A 22100-nucleotide genomic window follows, 5' to 3' on the forward strand; every position below is an offset into this window, starting at 1 on the left:
GTGGCAGTAAACGAAACGAACATATTAAATCGATTGTATTTTGTAGCTGGATGCATGTTCATCTTCGGCTTGGCTGTGGTTGTAAAGTTATTAACCATCCAGTTTGTTAATGGCGATGATTATCGGGCGTTAGCCGAAGAGCGTACGGTTAAAAATGTGACTATTCCAGCAAATCGAGGCAATGTATATTCTGTAAATGGTAACCTATTAGCTACGTCTATTCCTAAATATGATATTAGAATTGATACCAAAGCCCCAAAGAAAAGTGTGTGGCAAAGACATTTAGGAGCGCTTTGTGACTCGTTATCTAATTTTTCAGGAAAATCAACAAGTTACTATAGAGAGGAATTAAGAAAAGCCCATGCAAAACAAAATCGATACTATTTGTTAGCTCGTGATATTGGATATTCAGATTATTTAAGACTGCGCAGCTTTCCTTTACTGGAAATGGGTGCTTTTAAAGGGGGGTTAATTGTTGAGCAAAACACAAAGCGTGAGCATCCAATGGGGGGATTTCTATGCGAACCATTGGCTACGAGAGAGAAGATGAAGACGGTAATATTACAAGAGCTGGTATTGATGGTGCTTTTGGAGCAAAATATTTACGAGGGAAAGATGGTCAACGTTGGAAACAGAAAATAGGTAAAGGACAATGGAAGCCTATTGTGGATTATAATCAGGTAGAACCGGAGGATGGGTATGATGTGTACACAACCATTGATGTAAATGTTCAAGATATTGCGCATCACGCCTTGTTAGAGCAATTAGAAAAGTACGATGCAGAGCATGGCTGTGTGGTGGTTATGGAAGTGAAAACCGGAGAGATTCGTGCGATTTCTAACCTGGGAAAAAGTAAGGCTGGAACCTACTATGAAAAAAGGAATTATGCGGTTTGGGAATCTCATGAGCCTGGCTCGACTTTCAAACTTATGGCCATTATGGCAGCATTAGAAGATAAGGTTATTGATACCTCTACTATTGTTGATACCAAACTGGGTTCAAAACGCTTTTATGGTAGGTCTATTACCGATACACGCGGATATGGAAAAATATCGGCGGCTCAAGCTTTTGAAAAGTCTTCAAATATTGGTTTGGCAACCATTATAGATGATCATTATTCTAAAAACCCGATGAAATTTATTAATATTTTAGATAAATGGAAACTCAATGAGACCTTAGACCTTCCTATAATTGGCGAAGGAAAACCAAATATTCCTAGGCCAGGAGATGGTAATTGGAGTCGCAATGCGCTGCCCTCAATGGCTTATGGTTATAATTTAAAACTAACTCCATTGCAAACCTTAACGTTTTACAATGCCGTAGCCAATGGCGGTGAAATGGTAAAGCCTCGATTTTTAAGAGAGGTTAAAGAATTAGATAAGGAAATCGAAACCTTTAAAAAACAAGTCAGAGTAAAACAAATCTGTTCGAAAGAGACCATTGAGAAGGCTCAGAAAATGATGGAAAACGTTGTGATTCATGGTACGGGTAGGGGCTTGTATTCAGAATACTTCTCAATGGCAGGAAAAACCGGGACGGTAAGAACTGGCTATAGCAATTTTGAGGAGTGGAAAAAGGATAAGAAATATATTTCTTCATTTGTGGGGTATTTTCCCGTTGAAAACCCTAAGTATTCTTGTATTGTGGTAATTCATAAGCCAAGTATTGAAGTGGGGTATTATGGCGCTGATGTTACAGGTCCAGTATTTAAACGTATTGCTCAAAAGATTTTTACAGATACGCCAATCATTGATGAGATCCAGTCTCCGGAAGTTGTAAATGCTCCAGTAGAAAAAGAATTTCAACAGTTTTACAATACTGAAAAGATCTATTTAACCATCATGCCAAACGTTATTGGTTTGCCTACTATGGATGCAGTGGCATTATGTGAAAACATGGGGTTGAAAGTAAAAATGGGAGGCGTAGGTGTGGTGAAGTCGCAGTCTATCCCTAAGGGAGATAAAGTTATAAGAAATCAAACAATAGTTTTAGAAATATAGTGAATTCATTAGCTGACATATTGTATAAAGTAACTATAAATGCTGTGGTTGGAGCTACAAATTTAGAGGTGCGTCACATTGATTTTAACTCCCGTAATATTGGTGTTAACGATGTGTTTGTGGCTATTAAAGGAGGTGTTTCAGATGGTCATAATTTCATTGAACAGGCTGTGCAGCAAGGTGCGGTGGTTGTGGTATGTGAGCAATTACCTAAGGTGTTAAAAGAGGGAGTGACTTACATAACGGTAGATCATTCGAGTAAAGCCTTGGCTGTTATGGCTTCTAATTATTATGGTAATCCCTCGTCCAATTTAAAATTGGTAGGTGTTACAGGAACAAATGGTAAAACGACCATTGCCAGTTTATTATATCAACTGTTTAAAAAAGCAGGATATAAAGTAGGCCTGCTGTCTACTGTAGTCATTAAAGTAAATGATAAAGACTACAAAGCAACACATACGACTCGGATTCTCTTACAATTAATCGGTATTTAAAAGAGATGAATGATGAGGGTGTGGAATTTTGCTTTATGGAAGTGAGCTCACATGGAATTCATCAAAATAGAACTGAAGGTTTGGAATTTGCCGGAGGGGTTTTTACAAACTTATCCCATGATCATTTAGATTATCACGACACCTTCGCTGAGTATCGTGATGTTAAAAAACACTTCTTTGATAATTTAAATTCGAAAGCGTTCGCACTGGTGAATAGCGATGATAAAAATGGTGCAGTAATGGTGCAGAATACCAAGGCTAAATCCTATAAATATGCACTAAAAAGTTATGCGGATTATAAAGCGCAGATTTTAGAGCATTCGTTTAGGGGTATGTTATTAAAGTTAAATGATAGCGAAGTCTCGGACTCGATTAATTGGAGGGTTTAATGCATACAATGTTACGGCTATTTATGGCACAGCCGAATTGCTCGGGCTTGAAAAAGCGGAGATTTTAAGACTAATAAGTGAACTAGAAAGTGTTAGTGGGCGTTTTCAATATCTGGTTTCTGAGGAGAAAATTACAGCGATTGTGGATTATGCGCACACACCGGATGCTTTAAAAAATGTGCTAGAAACCATTAACGCCATTCGTACAAAAAACGAAAAACTTATTACAGTAGTGGGTTGTGGTGGAGATCGTGATAAAACTAAGCGTCCTAAAATGGGACACATTGCTACGGCATTGAGTACGAAAGTTGTTTTCACAAGTGATAACCCTAGAACGGAAGTTCCGGAATCCATTATAGAAGACATTGAAAAAGGAGTAGAACCACAAAATTTTAAAAAAACGGTATCTATTGTCGATAGGAAGCAGGCCATAAAAACGGCATGCCAACTGGCGCAACCAGGTGATATCATTCTAATCGCAGGTAAAGGTCACGAAACCTATCAAGAGATAAACGGTAAACGTTCAGATTTTGATGATTACAAAATAGTAGAAGAATTATTAAAGCAATTACACAAATAATATGTTGTACTATCTATTCGAATATTTAGAAAAAGAATTTCAGTTAACAGGGGCGAGTGTGTTTCAATTTATCACCTTTCGTGCTGCTTTGGCTATCATTGTATCGTTATTGTTTTCTACAATTTTCGGAAAGAAAATCATACGCTTATTACAGAAAAAACAAGTAGGTGAATCGGTAAGAGACTTAGGCTTAGTTGGACAAGTAGAAAAAGCGGGAACACCAACAATGGGGGGGTTAATTATAATTTTTTCAACCCTAATACCGGTATTTCTTTTAGCAAAACTGGATAATATTTATGTTATATTGTTAATTGTCACTACCGTTTGGATGGGGTTAGTAGGTTTTGCTGACGATTATATTAAAGTATTTAAAAAAGATAAGGCAGGATTAAGTGGGAAATTTAAAGTATTAGGGCAAGTTGGTTTGGGTATTTTCGTTGGTTCTATTATGTATTTCCATCCGTAGTGACCATAAGGCAGGAAAAAGTAACCCCTGTTTATGAGACTCAAAAAGTAACACAAAATATAGAGGCCGAGTTTAGAGCAGAGGAACAATCGCTTAAAACCACCATTCCTTTTGTTAAAGATAATGAATTTGACTACGCTCAAATTACCGCTTGGTTTGGTGACGATACAGGTAAATATGCTTGGCTATTTTTTATTCCAATAGTTATATTTATAGTAACCGCAGTATCTAATGGTGCAAACTTAACTGATGGTATTGATGGCTTAGCAGCAGGGAGTTCCGCCATAATTGTCTTTGCGCTAGCCATCTTTGCCTTCATTTCTGGAAATTTTAACTTTTCAAATTATCTCAATGTGATGTTCATTCCACGACTGGGTGAATTGGTCGTATTCATTGCAGCCTTTGTAGGAGCTCTTATAGGTTTTCTGTGGTATAATACGTATCCAGCACAAGTGTTTATGGGGGATACGGGGAGTTTAACTATTGGAGGTGTTATTGCTGTCATCGCAATTGCTGTTAGAAAAGAACTATTAATCCCATTGTTATGCGGAATCTTTTTTGCGGAATCTCTCTCGGTGATCTTACAAGTCACATGGTTTAAGTACACCAAAAAGAAATTTGGCGCAGGCCGACGTATTTTTAAAATGTCACCATTGCACCACCACTATCAAAAAGGAGGCTATCACGAAAGTAAAATAGTAACACGGTTTTGGATTGTTGGCATATTACTAGCAATCCTTTCAATAGTTACTTTAAAATTAAGATAATAAAACAGAGTACTCGGCACTATAAAGTGGAGGTTCAAGACATGATACAGCAAAGATTAGTCATATTAGGAGGCGGAGAAAGTGGTTTGGGAACGGCGCTTTTAGGACGTGCGAGGGGTTATGCGGTTTTTGTTTCAGATAAAGGAAAAATAAAAGAAAAGTACAAAAACGTTCTTATACATAATGAGATTGAATGGGAAGAAGAGCAGCATACAGCATCTAAAATTTTAAATGCTGATGTTGTTATGAAAAGTCCAGGAATTCCGAGATAAGGCTGCGTTGATTCAGCAACTTATAAAGAAGAAAGTTCCTGTTATTTCTGAAATTGAATTTGCTTCTAAGTATACAAATGCCACCTTAATAGGGATCACAGGAAGTAATGGGAAAACTACAACCGCTTCGTTAACGCATCATATTTTAAAACAAGAGTTGAATGTTGGTTTAGCAGGAAACATTGGAGATAGTTTTGCGAAGCAGATTTTAGACTATGACTATGAAAACTACGTGTTGGAGATTAGCAGTTTTCAACTCGATGGAATTGTAGATTTTAAACCAAACATCGCTGTTTTAACTAATATTACACCGGACCATTTAGATCGCTATGATTATAAGTTTGAAAATTATATCAATTCTAAATTTAGAATTGCTCTTAATCAAACCGAAAGCGATTATTTAATTTATGATGCCGATGATCAAGTCATTGAAAAATGGCTTGGTGAAAACGAAATTCAATCCACATTACTACCATTTTCTTTGGTTAAGACTATTGAAAACGGTGCTTATTTAGATAAAAAAAACATAAAAATAACAATAGATAACGACCAGATAATTATGCCAACAAACAATTTAGCTTTAGAAGGGAAACACAATATTAAAAATGCAATGGCTGCTTCAACAGTGGCCCATTTATTAAAAATTAGAAAGCAAACCATTCGTGAGAGCTTAGAGAATTTTCATGGTGTAGAACACCGTTTGGAGCAAGTACTTAAAATTAATAAAGTACAGTACATTAATGACTCTAAAGCTACAAATGTTAATGCAACGTATTATGCTTTAGAAAGTATGGATGCACCAACGGTTTGGATTGTTGGAGGTACAGATAAAGGGAATGAATATACAGAATTGTTTCCTTTTGTAAATGAAAAAGTGAAAGCCATTATTTGTCTAGGTGTTGACAATGATAAGCTTTTAGAAAGCTTTGGGAATATGGTGGATGTTATTGTGGAAACTCAGTTTATGAGTGAAGCAGTCAAAATAGCTTATAGAATAGCTGAGGCTGGTGATAATGTTTTGTTGTCACCGGCATGCGCGAGTTTCGATTTGTTTGAAAATTATGAAGATCGCGGGCGTCAATTTAAAGATGCCGTTAGAAATTTATAAAAGTAGTCTAATTATCATGCTGAGCGTAGTCAAGGCATCTCATTAAATAAATAAAGTGCAAAAACTATTTAAAAACATAAAAGGCGATAGGTTAATTTGGGCAATAGCGGCCTTGCTTGCTATTTTTTCATTTTTACCAGTGTACAGTGCTGCTAGCAACTTGGCATATGTAGGTGGCAGTACAAATACTTTTTCCTTTTTTGTAAAACATTTTATGCATTTGTTTCTAGGATTTTCAATTATGTATGGCGTACATAAAATACCCTATCGTTATTTCCGGGGATTGTCTATGGTCATGATTCCTGTCGTTCTCATTTTATTAGTGGTCACTGTTTTGCAAGGAACAACAATTGCAGGCGCTAATGCTAGTCGTTGGATTCGTATCCCTTTTGTTAATATGTCTTTTCAAACCTCTACTTTGGCCTCTGTTGTGTTAATGGTTTATGTGGCGCGATACATGTCTAAAATAAAAGATGAACACGTTACGTTTAGAGATTCTATTTTGCCGCTTTGGTTACCCGTTTTTTTAGTGTTGGCATTAATACTACCGTCTAATTTTTCTACAACTGCGCTTATCTTTTTAATGGTAGTGATCTTGGTGTTTTTAGGGGGGTATCCCATTCGTTATTTGGTGGCTATAGTTGGTGCAGGTATTTTAGGATTAGCATTATTCGTAGTCGTTGCAAAAGCGTTTCCCGATGCGATGCCAAATAGAATTGATACTTGGATGAGTCGTATTGAAAATTTCTCAGATGATGAGGATACAGAGGCAGATTATCAAATAGAAAAAGCGAAAATTGCCATTGCATCTGGTTATATTACGGGTGTTGGCCCTGGAAAAAGCACACAGAAAAACTTTTTACCACAATCGTCGTCAGATTTTATTTTTGCGATAATTATCGAAGAGTTCGGTCTAATAGGAGGTATATTTTTAATGACCATGTATATGTGGTTGTTATTTAGAATAGTGATCGTGTCACAAAAAGCAGATACGATTTTTGGAAAATTATTAGTACTAGGTGTCGGTTTGCCTATTGTGTTCCAAGCCATGATAAATATGGCTGTGGCTGTAGAGTTATTTCCGGTAACGGGACAAACCTTACCATTAGTAAGTAGTGGGGGGACCTCCATTTGGATGACCTGTTTAGCAATAGGGATCATTTTAAGCGTAAGTGCTAAAAGAGAAGAAATTAAAGAACAAGAAAACACAGAAGAGAGTCCGTTAGAAATTCTATCGGAAGCCATATAATGAACACGTATAAAATCATATTATCTCGGGGAGGAACCGGTGGACACATTTATCCAGCGATAGCGATAGCGAATGAATTAAAATCACGTTTTCCTGATGCGCAATTCCTGTTTGTAGGAGCAAAGGACCGTATGGAGATGGAAAAAGTGCCGCAGGCAGGTTTTGAGATTAAAGGCTTGTGGATCTCTGGTATTCAAAGAAAACTCACGTTAAAAAACATGATGTTTCCTTTTAAATTACTTAATAGTCTTTGGAATGCTAGACAAATAATCAATAATTTCAAGCCGAGATGTCGTGATTGGAACCGGAGGTTTTGCGAGTGGTCCCTTATTGCAGGTGGCGGCATCAAAAGGAATTCCAAGTTTAATACAGGAGCAGAATTCCTATCCTGGTATAACAAACAAATTATTGTCTAAAAAAGTACAGAAAATATGTGTGGCCTATGATGGGTTGGAACGCTTTTTTCCTGCGAATAAAATTATTAAAACGGGAAATCCAGTACGTCAGGATTTACTAGATATTAATTCAAAAAAAGCAGAAGGCTTAAAACATTTTAACCTAGTTACAGATAAAAAAACATTACTCGTTTTAGGTGGAAGCTTGGGGGCTAAGGCTATAAACGAATTAATAAAAAATGAAATAGAGTTTTTGCAAATGCAAAACCTTCAAATCATTTGGCAATGTGGAAAGTTATATTATGACGATTATAAAATCGTTGGACACACAAAAAATGTTCAGGTACATGCCTTTATAAATAAAATGGATTATGCTTATGCAGCAGCCGATTTTATTATTTCACGGGCTGGCGCCGGTTCCGTATCAGAACTTTGTATCGTTGGAAAACCTGTCATTTTTGTGCCTTCTCCATACGTGGCAGAAGATCATCAAACTAAAAATGCTATGGCAGTAGTTAAAGAAAATGCTGCAATGATGATTGCTCAGGAGGATTTGAATGTTGATTTTGAAAATAAATTTTCACAATTGGTAGCTTCCTTAGAAAAGCAAAAAGAATTGAGCGCTAATATTAAAAAATTAGCATTAGCAAATGCTACTAAAGAGATTGTCGACGAAGTTGAAAAACTTTTAAAGTAGGATAGAAAACTTGATAATAAGAGAATAATAATATAAGGGGACTGCCATTGCGGTAAGTACCGTTAGAAGGGAATAAAGATTTTAATGAACCTAAAAAACAAACATAACATCTATTTTATAGGCATTGGAGGTATTGGTATGTCTGCGCTAGCACGTTATTTTAGTGCCAATGGCAAGGCTGTTTCACGGTTATGATAAAACACCAACAGACATTACTTACGGTTTACAAGATTTAGGAATTGACATTCATTTTGAAGATGCAATAAATAGCATAGATAGTGAGTTTTTAAATTCTAAAGAGACCCTTGTTATTTATACTCCAGCAGTACCAAAAGACCATAAAGAGTTGGCTTATTTTAAGGAGAATAATTTCACTGTGTTAAAGCGGTCGGAAGTATTGGGGTTGATTACCAAAAACACCTTTTGTTTAGCGGTAGCAGGGACTCATGGAAAAACAACGACCTCAAGTATTTTGGGTCATTTATTGTATGAATGTGATGTGAAGCTTACTGCTTTTTTAGGTGGAATCAGTGAAAACTATAATTCAAACTTAATTGAAAATGGTGATGAAGTAAGTGTAGTGGAAGCCGATGAGTTTGATCGTTCCTTTCTAACGCTGTCGCCGGACTTCGCTTGCATTACTTCTATGGATGCAGATCATTTGGATATCTATGGCGATGCTTCGGCTTTACATGAGTCTTTTGAGGCCTTTTCAAAAAAAGTAAAACCGAATGGTAAATTGTTTGTTAGAAACGGCTTGCCTTTAAAAGGGATCACTTACGGGATAGAAGATGCTGCTGATTATTCTGCTCAGAATATTACCATACGTGACGCGGCCTATATTTTTGATGTAAAAACACCAAAAGAAGTCCTTAATAACATTCAATTTAATCTGCCTGGTAGACACAATTTGTCGAATGCCTTAATTGCTTTGGCGATGGCCTTAGAATACGGTCTTCCCGAACAGAACTTGTTAAAGCTTTAGCAAGCTATAAAGGGGTCAAGCGTCGATTTACCTACCAGATTAAAACAGATAAACGCGTATTTATAGATGATTATGCGCATCATCCCACAGAGATTGACGCTGCACATCAAGCGGTAAGAGAAATGTATCCTGATGATGAGGTGTTGGCTATTTTTCAGCCACATTTGTTTAGTCGAACGCGAGATTTTGGGGCTGATTTTGCAAAAAGCTTATCTCAATTTGATGAGCTGTTGTTATTGGATATTTACCCCGCGAGAGAATTGCCCATTCAAGGTATCGATTCGCAATGGTTGTTACAGCAAATTATTAACCCTAAAAAAGCATTGATTCAGAAAAAAGAAATCATATCAAAAATAAAAGAAAGTAAAGCCGGAGTTATTATGACCCTTGGTGCTGGCGATATTGGAGAAGAAGTTAAACATATTAAAACGGCTTTAATGGATGCGAATTAATTGGAACCACATAAAGATCATAGGATTGTTGGCGATTGTAGTGTTTTTGTATGCGTTTACATCACAAAGAAATAACAAGCGAAAAGTAGCAGCACCTATTATAGAATTTGTCGATGATCAGAAGCCATTTGTCACACACGCCACTGTTAGTAAATTGTTAATACAAAATCAACAACCTATTACGAGTGTGCCCAAAGAAACTTTAGATTTGAATGGTTTAGAGCAAGCCCTAAATGCTCATAAAATGATTGAAAATGCTGAGGTGTTTTTGCGTGTAAATGGTGGTTTTTCAGTTAAAATAAAACAGAAAAAACCCATTGCAAGAGTCAGTAGTTCAGGTGCTTATTATATTGACAGTACAGGTGGTTTGATGCCGTTGTCTACAAACTATACAGCACGTGTACCCATGGTTACAGGTCATGTAAAACAAAATGATTTAGCAGTGGTTTATACTATTGCTAGCCGAATTATGAATGATTCGTTTTTAAAAACAAATGTCATTGAGATTCATCAAAATAGGGATAAATCTATAGATTTAAAATTAAGGCAATGCCAATTCACGGTACATTTAGGTAGCTTGAATTATTTAGATAAAAAAATAAACAACCTCAAGGCGTTTTATAATAAGGCGATTAAGGATAAGAGTTTAGAAAAATATAGCAAAGTGAATTTGCAATTTGAAAACCAAGTTGTTTGTACTAAAGTATAAATTATGGAACAGAATTTAGCAGTAGGATTAGACATCGGAACCACAAAGATTGTGGCCATGATAGGTCGCAAAAATGAGTACGGAAAGGTGGAGATCTTAGGTATTGGAAAGTCTAAAAGTTTAGGGGTGCATCGTGGCGTGGTAAATAATATTACCCAAACGATTCAATCCATTCAATTAGCAATACAAGAAGCTGAAGCTGCTGCAGCATTGAAAATTGAAGGGGTAACCGTAGGAATTGCGGGACAGCATATTCGTAGTTTACAGCACAGTGATTACATTACAAGACCGAGACTCGGAAACCGTCATCGACGAAAATGATATTGAGCGCTTAGTCAATCAGGTACATAAATTAGTGATGTTACCTGGAGAGGAGATTATACATGTTTTACCTCAAGAATATAAGGTGGATGGCCAAGCTGAAATAAAAGAACCTATTGGGATGTATGGTGGCCGTTTAGAAGCCAATTTTCACGTTGTTGTTGGGCAGGTGTCCTCTATTAGAAATATTGGTCGCTGTGTTAAAAGTGCCGGATTAGAGTTAGAAGGCATCACGTTGGAGCCTCTAGCATCAGCTAATGCCGTATTAAGTCAGGAGGAAAAAGAAGCCGGTGTGGCCTTAATCGATATTGGTGGAGGAACTACAGATTTAGCTATTTTTAGAGATGGTATCATTCGTCACACAGCGGTCATTCCGTTTGGTGGGAACGTGATTACAGAGGATATAAAAGAAGGCTGTTCTATTATAGAAAAGCAAGCGGAGTTACTAAAAATAAAGTTTGGTTCTGCTTGGCCAGGAGAAAATAAAGACAATGAGATTGTCTCTATTCCAGGTTTACGTGGTCGTGATCCCAAAGAAATAACACTAAAAAACCTATCAAAGATTATTCATGCTAGAGTGGTTGAAATCGTAGAGCAGGTATATGTAGAGATCAAAAACTATGGTCACGAAGAGCAAAAGAAGAAATTGATTGCAGGTATTGTTTTAACCGGCGGGGGAAGCCAGCTAAAACACCTAAAGCAATTAGTGGAATACATTACAGGAATGGATACCCGAGTAGGGTATCCAAACGAACATTTAGCAGGAGATAGTGATGACGCCATTACCAGTCCCTTATTTGCCACAGCGGTTGGCTTGGTAATGGACGGTTTAAAACGCCAAGAACGTATTAAAGCTGAAAAAATTGAAGAAGAATTTGAAGCAGAAGCAGCTATTGAAGCAGAACAAGGTATTGAAGAAGAAATAGCCGTCGAGTTACCAAAAAAACATAAGCGCTCTTTTTTAGATGCGTTAACAGAGCGTGTTAAAGATTTTTTAGACAACGCTGAATAATAAAAAGACTTTGCCTTGTAAGGCTTAACAAAATAGATAAAGAAAAAAAAGACGGGGCATGGCAACGTCAAAATAATTGATCCAATTAAATAGAATTTTATGAGCAACAATGAATTCGAAAATTTCACTTTTGATTTACCTAAAAATCAATCTAACGTCATCAAAGTTATCGGTGTTGGAGGCGGTGGGAGTAACGCAATTAATCACATGTTCCAACAAGGCATCAAAGGGGTGGATTTTGTTATTTGTAATACCGATGCGCAGGCATTACAAAACAGCGGGGTACCTAACAAGATTCAGTTAGGTGTAAACTTAACAGAAGGTCTTGGGGCAGGAGCTAATCCGGATGTAGGCATGCAGTCTGCAGTAGAGAGTTTTTCAGACATACAGCAAATGTTAGGTACCAATACTAAAATGGTATTTATCACTGCTGGAATGGGTGGTGGAACAGGAACAGGAGCGGCGCCCATTATAGCTAAAATGGCTAAAGAAATGGATATTTTAACCGTAGGAATTGTGACGATGCCCTTTCAGTTTGAAGGAAAAATGCGTAATGAACAAGCGCAAATTGGTATTGAGAAACTTCGAGCAGAAGTCGATTCGTTAATTGTAATTAATAATAACAAACTTCGTGAAGTTTATGGAAACCTAGGCTTTAAAGCAGGGTTCTCTAAAGCAGATGAAGTGTTATCTACGGCGTCTCGTGGTATTGCTGAAGTAATAACGCACCACTACACACAAAACATTGATTTACGAGATGCCAAAACGGTGTTGAGTAATAGTGGTACTGCTATTATGGGTTCTGCAACCGCATCTGGTCAAAACCGAGCGCAGCAAGCCATTTCTAAAGCATTAGATTCTCCACTATTGAATGATAATAAAATCACAGGAGCTAAAAACGTATTGTTGCTAATCGTTTACGGCTCTCAAGAAATCACTATTGATGAGATAGGTGAAATTAACGATCACATTCAAATAGAAGCGGGTCATGGTGCAAATATTATTATGGGTGTTGGTGAAGATGAGTCATTAGATGAGTCTATAGCAGTGACCATTATTGCAACAGGTTTTAATGTAGAACAGCAGGATGAAATTTCTAATACTGAAGCTAAAAAAGTAATACATGCCCTGGAAGAAGACCAAAGTATTAAAAAGGATCTTACTTCGGAGGAGCAACAAAGAGTAATAACGTCTCCACCTTTAGAGTTAGCCGTTAAAAAGGAAGTGCCAGTGGTTAAGCACACGTTAAATCTTGAAGAGGATACTGAAGACACCTTAAGCAAGTTTGAAATGGAACAGGTAAACAAACAGCGCAGTGTGGTCTATGAAGATTTTGAATTGATCCCAACGACAGAGGTTCTTAGAAATATGGATGTTGTGTACGAAGAAGTAGTCGCGCATTTTGAAACAGAAGAAGAGTTTGTGATCACGCCATCTGAAACGAAAAATACAAATACAGAAGAAATTGAGGCGCAAGAGGGGGAAAGAAAGCAAATTACATTAAGTTTTGATTTGCCTATTAATGAGCCAACCGTTGAAGAAACTTCTAAAACGCCTATAGTTCATGACTTAACTAGTGAGATAAAAGATTATGAAGTGACAGATCATGTGGAATTAATTCCTGTTACCGAAGTGCGTGAAAATGAAGAAGTACGTTATGCTTTAGATGACTATATAGAAGTAAATTCTGCAATAAATAAAAACACAAAAACAGAAGTTAAGGAAGAAGTAGATAAAGAAATTGTTTTTGAAAAGAAAGTCTTAAATAAAGAGGACGCACAAGTAGTTTCTGAGGACGACTTAGATCCTATGAATAGTTCTATTTCAGACATTTTAAAGGAGCGGGCAGATGACAGAAGGGAGAAAATGAAGAACTTTAACTATAAATTCAATACGTCTAAAATTGAGGACATAGAGAAAATTCCAGCTTACAAACGCCAAGGCACAACTTTGGATGCTTCTAAACATTCTTCATCTGAAGCCAATGTGTCTAAAACAAGTTTAAGTATAGATGATAATGATGATATTCAATTAAGAAATAATAATTCTTTTTTACATGATAATGTAGATTAATAGCAGCCCCTTAATTTTAATGACATGAAATCCGGAGAGTTCCCCAACTTTTCGGATTTTTATTGATTTTATATGAAATGAAGAGATTTAAAAAGCTTCAAGGTACTTTAATTTTAAAAAAAATCATTTTTCTATTCAGAAGTTTACATATAGAGCGGTTGAATCCTATCATATTTTCCTATCTTCGTACTTTGGAAAAAGAATCACAAAATGAGTTTATCAGTTAACATAATGACGGCCTTGAAAACGGCTATGAAAAGTAAAGACACCGTGGCGCTAACGGCATTAAGAGCAGTGAAGTCTGCTATCTTATTAGCGCAAACGGAAAGTGGAGCAAAAGAAGAATTAACGGAGGAACAAGAGTTGAAAATTCTTCAAAAGCAAGTGAAGCAGCGCAAAGATAGTGCGGCTATTTATCCGGAGCAAGGCAGAGAAGATTTGGCGGCACCGTAATTAGCAGAAGCCAAAGTTATTGAGGCGTTTTTACCGAAGCGATGAGCGAAGAAGAAGTCGCTAAATTAGTTGAAGCAGTGATTGTTAAAACGGGTGCTGAAGGCATGAAAGATATGGGTAAAGTCATGGGAATGGTAAATAAGGAAGTGGCTGGTAGAGCCGATGGGAAGACCATTTCGAATGTTGTAAAAGCTAAATTAGGCTAAAAGATTAAGAATATTGAGATTCCCACTCTCTTGGGAATAAAATGGCTGCGTAGTTCAACTGGATAGAATATCAGATTTCGGCTCTGAGGGTTGGAGGTTCGAATCCTCTCGCGGTCACGAATAAATAAAAAGACCACACGTCAAATCAAGCGTGCTTGAATTTGTAAGTGTGGTCTTTTTATTTTCAAAGCGGAGCATTGAGGATGACAAAGCGCAGCGTAGTAATCCTTTTTAACGATACCATTGATCAAGCTTGCTTGAATTTGTAAGTGTGGTCTTTTTGTTTTCAAAGCGTAGCATTGAGGATGACGCAGCGCAGCGGAGTAATCCTTTTTAACGATGCCATTGATCAAGCGTGCTAGAATATGTTAGTATAGTCTTTTTATTTTCAAAGCGGAGCATTGAGGATGACGCAGCGCAGCGGAGTAATCCTTTTTAACGATACCATTGATCAAGCGTGCTTGAATTTGTAAGTGTGGTCTTTTTGTTTTCAAAGCGTAGCATTGAGGATGACGCAGCGCAGCGTAGTAATCCTTTTTAACGATACCATTGATCAAGCTTGCTTGAATTTGTAAGTGTGGTCTTTTTGTTTTCAAAGCGTAGCATTGAGGAAGACAAAGCGCAGCGTAGTAATCCTTTTTAACGATACCATTGATCAAGCTTGCTTGAATTTGTAAGTGTGGTCTTTTTATTTTCAAAGCGGAGCATTGAGGATGACGCAGCGCAGCGGATTAATCCTTTTTAACGATACCATTGATCAAGCTTGCTTGAATTTGTAAGTGTGGTCTTTTTGTTTTCAAAGCGTAGCATTGAGGATGACGCAGCGCAGCGGAGTAATCCTTTTTAACGACACCATTGATCAAGCTTGCTTGAATTTGTAAGTGTGGTCTTTTTGTTTTCAAAGCGGAGCATTGAGGATGACGCAGCGCAGCGAGGGACTCTTTTGTAATTATATGAGGCCTTACCATTGCGAGTAATAAAGAAGAGATATGCAGTATAGCACATAATATTCGTCTGAAAGACGTGATATGGGGAAGCCAAACCAATATTATATCATGATAAAACAAGCGTTAGTTGGTACTGTTATTCTCTTCAATCTTACTTATAGTGTAATTCATGACTTCGTCTCGTGATGATGCTGTTTTCACTTCTTATCTCTATTTTTGCTGTAGCTTGATGTGCATCTGAAATTTTTAAAGGGTTTTTGTACGCACGATAATTCTAATCAAAAATAAAGTTTTTATTAGATATACACAGGGGTACATAATTGGTGCTACTGTTCTTTTTAATAATACGAACGATTAACTTTGTAACAATATAGCCCTTTTTGTACCCATTATTTATGATTAACGTTCTCTTTTTATTCCAAAATCCTCCTGAAAATCCAGCAATTTCAAATACCATTTTAATAGTAATAATTACCTTAGGTATTATTATAATTGGTATAGGCCTTTTTAAGTTTATAGAAGGTTTTTATGTTGATTTTATAGCGAAAAAACCGCTATTTAGGCATTTTTATCTATTTACTAAAGATTTAAATATCTTTCAAAAACAGGTATTAGAGAACGATTTTAAATTCTATAAGCGGTTAGATATTAAACAACAAAAGTACTTTCGACACCGCATTTTTAAATTCTTATCGCAAGTCGAATTTACTGGAAAAGAAGGTCTCGTAATAGATGATGAAAAAAAATACTTGTGGCCGCTACGGCCATTATGCTCACCTTTGGTTACCGGGATTATGCCATTAACTTAATAGATAAAATTTTAATTTATCCATCGGTATTCTACTCAAATCTAGACAGGAACTATCATAAAGGTCATTTTAATCCAGGATATAGAGCCATAATATTGTCTTGGGAAGATTTTATTCACGGGCATCAAATTGAAGATGACAACTTAAATTTGGGTATTCACGAATTTGTACATGCGTTACACCTAAGTTATTTAAACTCTAAAAGCAACAATGATATTAGTGCACATATATTTATTAGTAGTTTAGAAGCGTTAAATGAATATATTGATTCAAAAGTAAATTTTAAATTACAAATGAAAAAATCAGCGTATTTTAGAAGCTATGCCTTTGAAAATAATTTTGAGTTTACAGCCGTAATTATCGAAAATTTTATTGAAACCCCTCAAGAATTTAGACGTCAATTCCCAACGATTTACAAGCATGTGAAACAAATGTTGAATTTTAATTTTGCAGGATATTAATCTATCTTGTTAGCCCACTACATAAAAAAAGCACACCATTTTATTGATTCGCCATAGCTTTTAGATGAGCTGTGGTTTTGATGGGGTCATCACTTTTAAATATATGACTTCCTGCTACAAAAACATTTGCACCCGCTTCTACTAATTGTTTAATATTTTTATCGGTTACACCACCATCGATTTCTATAAGCGTGTCTAAACCTTGCTCATCAATCATTTTGCGCAGTTTTCGTACGCGTTGGTAAGTCACGTCTTCAAATTTTTGTCCTCCAAAGCCAGGATTAATGGACATGAGCAACACCATATAACATTCTGGAAGTATATCTTCAAGTACAGAAACTGGTGTGGTGATGTTTAAAACAACTCCCGCTTTACAACCGGCATCTTTAATTTGTCGTAGTGTACGGTGTAAATGTACGGTCGATTCATGATGCACCGTAATGATATCAGCACCAACTTTTGCAAATTCTTCAATGTAGCGTTCCGGTTTTTCAATCATTAAATGCACGTCTAGTGGCTTAGTGGCATGTTTTTTAATGGCAGCAATTATAGGCATGCCATAAGAGATGTTGGGCACAAAATGACCGTCCATTACATCAATGTGAAACCAATCAGCGGCACTCTTATTAACGAGTTCTGTATCCCGTTGTAGGTTACCAAAATCGGCGGCAAGCATGGAAGGTGCAATTAATTTTGAAGACATGAATATTGTAGTTTGTATTGTTTGTACAAAACTAACATTTTTAAACGTCAACATTTATTAGTTTTGAAATAATATTACAAAAAAGAGAGTGACTCGGTGTTTTATTAGATTCCAAAGAGTTTATATACTTGTAAAAAGCCCTTATGGTAGCGTCATGGTTAATTATAGAATATCCCACGCCAAAATCAGAAAACGTGGGTTTATCAATAGGCTGGTTTAACATTTCAATAATATTTTTGTGTCTCGAGTCTGTTTTAATTTTCTCTAAAAGGGCATCAATAATAGGTACTTCTCCTTCAATGATTTGAAAAAAAACATCTTGTGTTTTTATTAGTGCGCCATAAATTTTTAGTCTATCATTATTGTTTTTAATGGTGTAGAAGAGTGCTTCGTAGTCTAAAATTGAAAGGTTTCTGCTTGGTGTGCTGAGATAGCAAACAGTTTTATACATGGGAGATTAATTGCGAGTGAATTCAAATATAATAAAATATTTTAAACTACTCATTTTGAGTAATTAATATTAAATGGATTCCTGTTAATTTTGAATGCATTCGATACTCTTTTTACTTACGGATTGATATCTAAACGACTTGGTAATTATTTATATAACATGGTACACTGAGAAGATGACTATATAATAAAATGCGTTTTAAACTCAACGATTAGAATTAAGAAAGGTATTGGTTAGGGTGGCTAATTCATCAATGGTTAGAATATTGGCTTCTTTAACCCAATCAAAGTAAATTCTTAATTTCTTTAAACTGGAAAAATCGTTTATAACCGAAAAATGTCCGCTGTTATAATCTTCAAAGATGCGATGTTCAATGGTCGTGTCTAGAAGCTTTATTAGTCCGAATGCCGTTGGTCTACTTTTATTTTATTAAATAGGTCTTCAACAATCTGGAGTTTGCCTTCCATTATTTGGAAAAAATGGCCATGTTGTATAATAAGAATACCAGTTATATTCAGCTGGTTATTTTTCGAAGCTACGAAATCAGATAACTGACTTAAATCTTTTTGGGATGTTTTATTTGTAATACTACTAATGTAACAGATTGTCTTTAACATAATATTCTTTAAACAACAAACACAGGTAGTAATAGCTTTATAAAGATAGTGAAAGATTTTTTTTCAAAAAAGAATTTAGTGATTTACAAAAGGATTAAAATGAGTGAACCCGTGGTAATCAGCCGCGGGTTCTTTCATCAATCAAAAAACGAACAGTTATGATTAACTGTTTGTTACTATAACTCAGGGATTAACCTAAGTATGTTTTTAATATTTTACTTCTAGAAGTGTGTTTCAATCTTCTAATAGCCTTTTCTTTAATTTGTCTTACACGCTCGCGTGTTAGGTCGAACGTTTCACCTATTTCTTCTAAAGTCATGGGATGTTGATTTCCTAAACCAAAATACAAACGAATAACATCTGCTTCACGAGGTGTTAAGGTTTCTAAAGCGCGTTCTATTTCAGTACGTAAGGATTCGTGTAATAATTCACGATCTGGATTTGGTGACTCCCGAATTTAATACATCGTATAAGTTAGAATCTTCACCTTCAACTAAAGGGGCATCCATACTGACGTGACGTCCGAATTCTTCATTGATTCTTTAACGTCATTAATCGTCATATCTAATTCTTTTGCAATTTCTTCGGCACTTGGTGGACGCTCATGTGCTTGTTCTAAGAAAGCAAATGTTTTATTTATTTTGTTGATAGATCCAATTTTATTAAGCGGTAATCGCACAATACGAGATTGCTCAGCTAACGCTTGTAAAATGGATTGACGAATCCACCATACAGCATAAGAGATAAATTTAAAACCACGTGTTTCATCAAAACGTTGAGCTGCTTTAATTAAACCCAAGTTACCTTCGTTAATTAAATCCGGCAACGTTAACCCTTGGTTTTGGTATTGCTTAGCTACCGATACAACGAAACGTAAATTAGCTTTCGTTAATTTCTCAAGTGCTAACTGATCGCCAGCCTTGATACGTTGTGCTAATTCTACTTCTTCGTCTGCGGTAATTAAGTCAACTTTTCCAATTTCCTGTAGATATTTATCTAATGATGCGGTCTCACGGTTGGTAACCTGCTTGGTAATTTTAAGTTGTCTCATTTAAAAAGTGTGATTTTTATCCCGAAGCTCGGGAGTGAATAAATTGCTATCGTTAGTTATACGTAAATAGGTTGCATTTTGTTACATAAAAAAGATATTAATTAAAAAAAAACATAAAAGATACCACTCTTTTTTGAGTTAAACATCATGTTTATAGTATTTTACGTTTTTATTATTGATAAAGAAAGAGATAGAATTATCTTGTGTTTTTAGCTTTACAAGACACTAAAACTCATTATTATGAATACCCAAAACGGTGGGATGTATTAAAAATGAGATGTATTTGGATAATTTATTTGCTTTGTCGTCACCTGTTGCCTCATATTAGTTTAAAAAACACCGCAAAGTGATTTTTTAATGATTTGATCATAAGCTTATTATATGTTAAAATTCGTGGATTAGAATAAGAAACATCTTCAAAGGTAATTTAAAGATGCTTCCTGTTAATACTTAATCTCTAATATGGCCATCACCAAACACATAGTATTTGTTTGTTACCAGTTGTTTAAGACCTAATGGGCCTCTATGGTGTAGCTTATCGGTACTAATGGCTAATTCTGCACCCACTCCCATTTGGCCACCATCTGTAAATCGTGTAGAGGCGTTGTGGTACACTGCCGCATTATCTACCTGTTCCATAAACAACGTTGCTTTACTTTTATCTTCGGTCATGATTGTTGAAGAATGTCCTCCGGAGTAGGTGTTAATCATATCGATAGCTTGCGTGATGTCGCCCACCTCCCCAAGTAAGATCTTCATAGCCAAAAACTCTTCATGCCAAACATCTTCATTGGTTACCTTTGTTTTTGTTGGTAACACGTTAGACAAAGATTGATCGACTACAATATCGACCTCTAATTTTTCTAAGAGGGTTTGTAGCTCCTTTATTTTATCTTCATATTCGGGGATGTTTTTATCTACTAATACTTTGTCTAGTGCATTACATCCTGAAATTTTATCTGTTTTTGCATTTACGATGACTTTTACTGTTTTCTTCCAGTCGGCATCTTCAGCGACATATAAAAAATTGTTACCACGACCGCTAATTAAGACAGCACAAGATGCATTGTCTTTCACGAATTTTATAAGGCGTTCTCCACCTCGGGGCACAATTAAATCTAACTTTTCAGTTGGGTTTTTTAGGAATTCCTGGGTTTCTTCTCTTTTTAAATGTAATAACTTAATCCAATCTCTAGACAGCCCGTTTTCCAAAAGCGCCTCATGCCAGCATTTTTCTAATATCAAGTTAGAGTTTATGGCTTCTTTTCCACCTTTTAATAATATCTTGTTATTGGCTTTAAACGCAACTACGGCTGCTTCAATTGTAACATCAGGCCGGGATTCATATATAATCATAATGGTACCAAATGGCGCTGTCTTATTGATAATGTTTAGGCCGCTATCTAAGGTAATGTTTGAGATTTCTTTTCCAACAGGATCGTCTTGTGCTCGTACTTCATTGATAGCTTGTATCATGCCATCTACTTTAGCCTCATTGACAACTAATCTATCGTATAGGGCTTGATCTTCTTTGTCAAAAGCCTCTAAATCTAATTGGTTCTCTTTAATAATAGTGTCTCGTTCTCTATCCGAATTTTCATCATGGTACTCAATACCTTATTCTTTATCTCTGAACTTAAAAGTTTCATGTTTTTGTATTTTTAATTAATAAATTTCGTTCCTATGGGTTTGTTGTCGATGATATCTACTATAACATTTTTGCGTTTCCCATTGGCGATATAAGTAGGAATGTTTTTTTTCGCGGTGCCTTTTGCTATTTTTAATTTTGAAGCCATTCCGCCACGGCCTTCTCCTTCTTGCTTTTCAGAGGCCTGAACGTATTTTTCTACGTTTTGATCACCTTTAACCGTGTTTAATTTTACTGAGTCTTCGTCGTCCGGATGTCCTGTATATAAACCATCCGTATCTGATAAAATAATTAATCTATCTGCGTCTAATAACTCAGCAACTAAACTGGCCAGCTCGTCGTTATCTGAGAACATAGACATGGTTAATGAGACGGCATCATCTTCATTAGCAATAGGTATAACGCCTTCAGATAATAAGCCTTCATAACAATTAATCATGTTTTCACGATGCTTTCCAATATCAAAATCTCTTTTGGTCGCCAAAACCTGTGCACAGCGCATTCCGTAATCATGAAATAAGCTGTAATAATGCCTCATCATTCTAGGTTGACCCACTGCAGAATACACTTGCCTTCTTATCGATTTATCAGTGATATTGGTGTTTCCTAAAACTTCTTTTCCAGCGATAGCAGAGCCTGAGGACACCGTAATTACCATAATGTCACGCTCGTACAATTCTGCAATTTGTCTTACTAACTCTCTTAGTACAGGGCCCAATATTCGATTGTCTCTATTTGTTAATACATTGGTACCAACTTTTACTACAATTCTCTTAATATCCATA

At 36.1% G+C, this 22100-nt stretch carries 10 protein-coding genes, 1 tRNA gene and 10 pseudogenes; 14 read left to right on the forward strand and 7 right to left on the reverse strand.

The features are described from left to right. The 12 genes and pseudogenes from N7U66_RS15585 (at window position 1) to N7U66_RS15640 (ending at window position 14745) form a co-directional block, all read left to right on the forward strand. Window positions 1–2000 (forward strand): annotated as a pseudogene (locus N7U66_RS15585) (penicillin-binding protein). Next, a pseudogene (locus tag N7U66_RS15590) lies at window positions 2000–3463 on the forward strand (UDP-N-acetylmuramoyl-L-alanyl-D-glutamate--2,6-diaminopimelate ligase). The pseudogenes N7U66_RS15585 and N7U66_RS15590 overlap by 1 nt, the downstream one beginning before the upstream one ends. A 1-nt stretch (window position 3464) precedes the next feature. Next, a pseudogene (gene mraY / locus N7U66_RS15595) lies at window positions 3465–4696 on the forward strand (phospho-N-acetylmuramoyl-pentapeptide-transferase). A gap of 41 nt (window positions 4697–4737) precedes the next feature. Beyond that, window positions 4738–6076: pseudogene (gene murD, locus N7U66_RS15600) on the forward strand (UDP-N-acetylmuramoyl-L-alanine--D-glutamate ligase). A gap of 55 nt (window positions 6077–6131) precedes the next feature. Then, window positions 6132–7325 carry an FtsW/RodA/SpoVE family cell cycle protein gene (locus N7U66_RS15605; RefSeq protein WP_267676052.1) on the forward strand — a complete coding sequence of 398 codons (1194 nt, stop codon included), beginning with the start codon at window positions 6132–6134 and terminating at the stop codon, window positions 7323–7325. After that, window positions 7325–8417 (forward strand): annotated as a pseudogene (murG, locus tag N7U66_RS15610) (undecaprenyldiphospho-muramoylpentapeptide beta-N-acetylglucosaminyltransferase). Before N7U66_RS15605 ends, murG begins: the two are co-directional and overlap by 1 nt. An 84-nt stretch (window positions 8418–8501) precedes the next feature. Beyond that, window positions 8502–9854: pseudogene (gene murC, locus N7U66_RS15615) on the forward strand (UDP-N-acetylmuramate--L-alanine ligase). After that, the gene (locus N7U66_RS15620; protein ID WP_267676053.1) at window positions 9844–10563 is read left to right on the forward strand and encodes a cell division protein FtsQ/DivIB; all 720 of its coding nucleotides are present in this window, start codon (window positions 9844–9846) and stop codon (window positions 10561–10563) included. Before murC ends, N7U66_RS15620 begins: the two are co-directional and overlap by 11 nt. 3 nt (window positions 10564–10566) lie before the next feature. Next, a pseudogene (ftsA, locus tag N7U66_RS15625) lies at window positions 10567–11896 on the forward strand (cell division protein FtsA). Window positions 11897–11995: 99 nt separating this feature from the next. Further along, window positions 11996–13969: a cell division protein FtsZ gene (gene ftsZ, locus N7U66_RS15630; RefSeq protein ID WP_267676054.1), complete on the forward strand. Its 1974-nt coding sequence runs from the start codon at window positions 11996–11998 to the stop codon at window positions 13967–13969. 210 nt (window positions 13970–14179) lie between these two features. Then, window positions 14180–14628, forward strand: a pseudogene (locus N7U66_RS15635) (GatB/YqeY domain-containing protein). A 43-nt stretch (window positions 14629–14671) separates the two neighbouring features. Further along, window positions 14672–14745, forward strand: a tRNA-Arg gene (locus N7U66_RS15640). 251 nt (window positions 14746–14996) lie between these two features. Here the strand turns inward: N7U66_RS15640 and N7U66_RS15645 are convergent. Continuing rightward, window positions 14997–15326 carry a hypothetical protein gene (locus N7U66_RS15645; RefSeq protein ID WP_267676055.1) on the reverse strand — a complete coding sequence of 110 codons (330 nt, stop codon included), beginning with the start codon at window positions 15324–15326 and terminating at the stop codon, window positions 14997–14999. A gap of 644 nt (window positions 15327–15970) precedes the next feature. Between N7U66_RS15645 and N7U66_RS15650 the strand changes: the two genes are divergently transcribed. Together N7U66_RS15650 and N7U66_RS15655 are read left to right on the forward strand one after the other, a co-directional pair. Then, on the forward strand, window positions 15971–16384 hold the full coding sequence (locus N7U66_RS15650) for a M90 metallopeptidase family protein (protein ID WP_267676056.1): 414 nt from the start codon (window positions 15971–15973) through the stop codon (window positions 16382–16384). Then, on the forward strand, window positions 16327–16845 hold the full coding sequence (locus N7U66_RS15655; RefSeq protein WP_267676057.1) for a zinc-dependent peptidase: 519 nt from the start codon (window positions 16327–16329) through the stop codon (window positions 16843–16845). The genes N7U66_RS15650 and N7U66_RS15655 overlap by 58 nt, the downstream gene beginning before the upstream one ends. Before the next feature lie 40 nt (window positions 16846–16885). On the opposite strand, the gene rpe is transcribed toward N7U66_RS15655, so the two are convergent. The 6 genes and pseudogenes from rpe to proB form a co-directional block, all read right to left on the reverse strand. Next, complete coding sequence (gene rpe, locus N7U66_RS15660; protein ID WP_267676058.1) at window positions 16886–17548, reverse strand: ribulose-phosphate 3-epimerase; 663 nt, start codon at window positions 17546–17548, stop codon at window positions 16886–16888. Window positions 17549–17588: 40 nt separating this feature from the next. Then, window positions 17589–17999, reverse strand: a complete 411-nt coding sequence (locus N7U66_RS15665; RefSeq protein WP_267676059.1) for a BLUF domain-containing protein — start codon at window positions 17997–17999, stop codon at window positions 17589–17591. A 395-nt stretch (window positions 18000–18394) separates the two neighbouring features. Beyond that, window positions 18395–18616: a BLUF domain-containing protein gene (locus N7U66_RS22655; protein ID WP_390886586.1), complete on the reverse strand. Its 222-nt coding sequence runs from the start codon at window positions 18614–18616 to the stop codon at window positions 18395–18397. A 190-nt stretch (window positions 18617–18806) separates the two neighbouring features. After that, a pseudogene (locus N7U66_RS15670) lies at window positions 18807–19667 on the reverse strand (sigma-70 family RNA polymerase sigma factor). A gap of 450 nt (window positions 19668–20117) precedes the next feature. Then, window positions 20118–21316 (reverse strand): annotated as a pseudogene (locus N7U66_RS15675) (glutamate-5-semialdehyde dehydrogenase). 12 nt (window positions 21317–21328) lie between these two features. Then, entirely contained in the window at window positions 21329–22099 is a 771-nt protein-coding gene (gene proB, locus N7U66_RS15680) for a glutamate 5-kinase (RefSeq protein ID WP_267676060.1), read from the reverse strand. Window position 22100: the final 1 nt, after the last annotated feature.

The sequence above is a fragment of the Lacinutrix neustonica genome, assembly GCF_026625145.1.
In the GTDB taxonomy this organism is placed as follows: Bacteria; Bacteroidota; Bacteroidia; order Flavobacteriales; family Flavobacteriaceae; genus Lacinutrix; species Lacinutrix neustonica.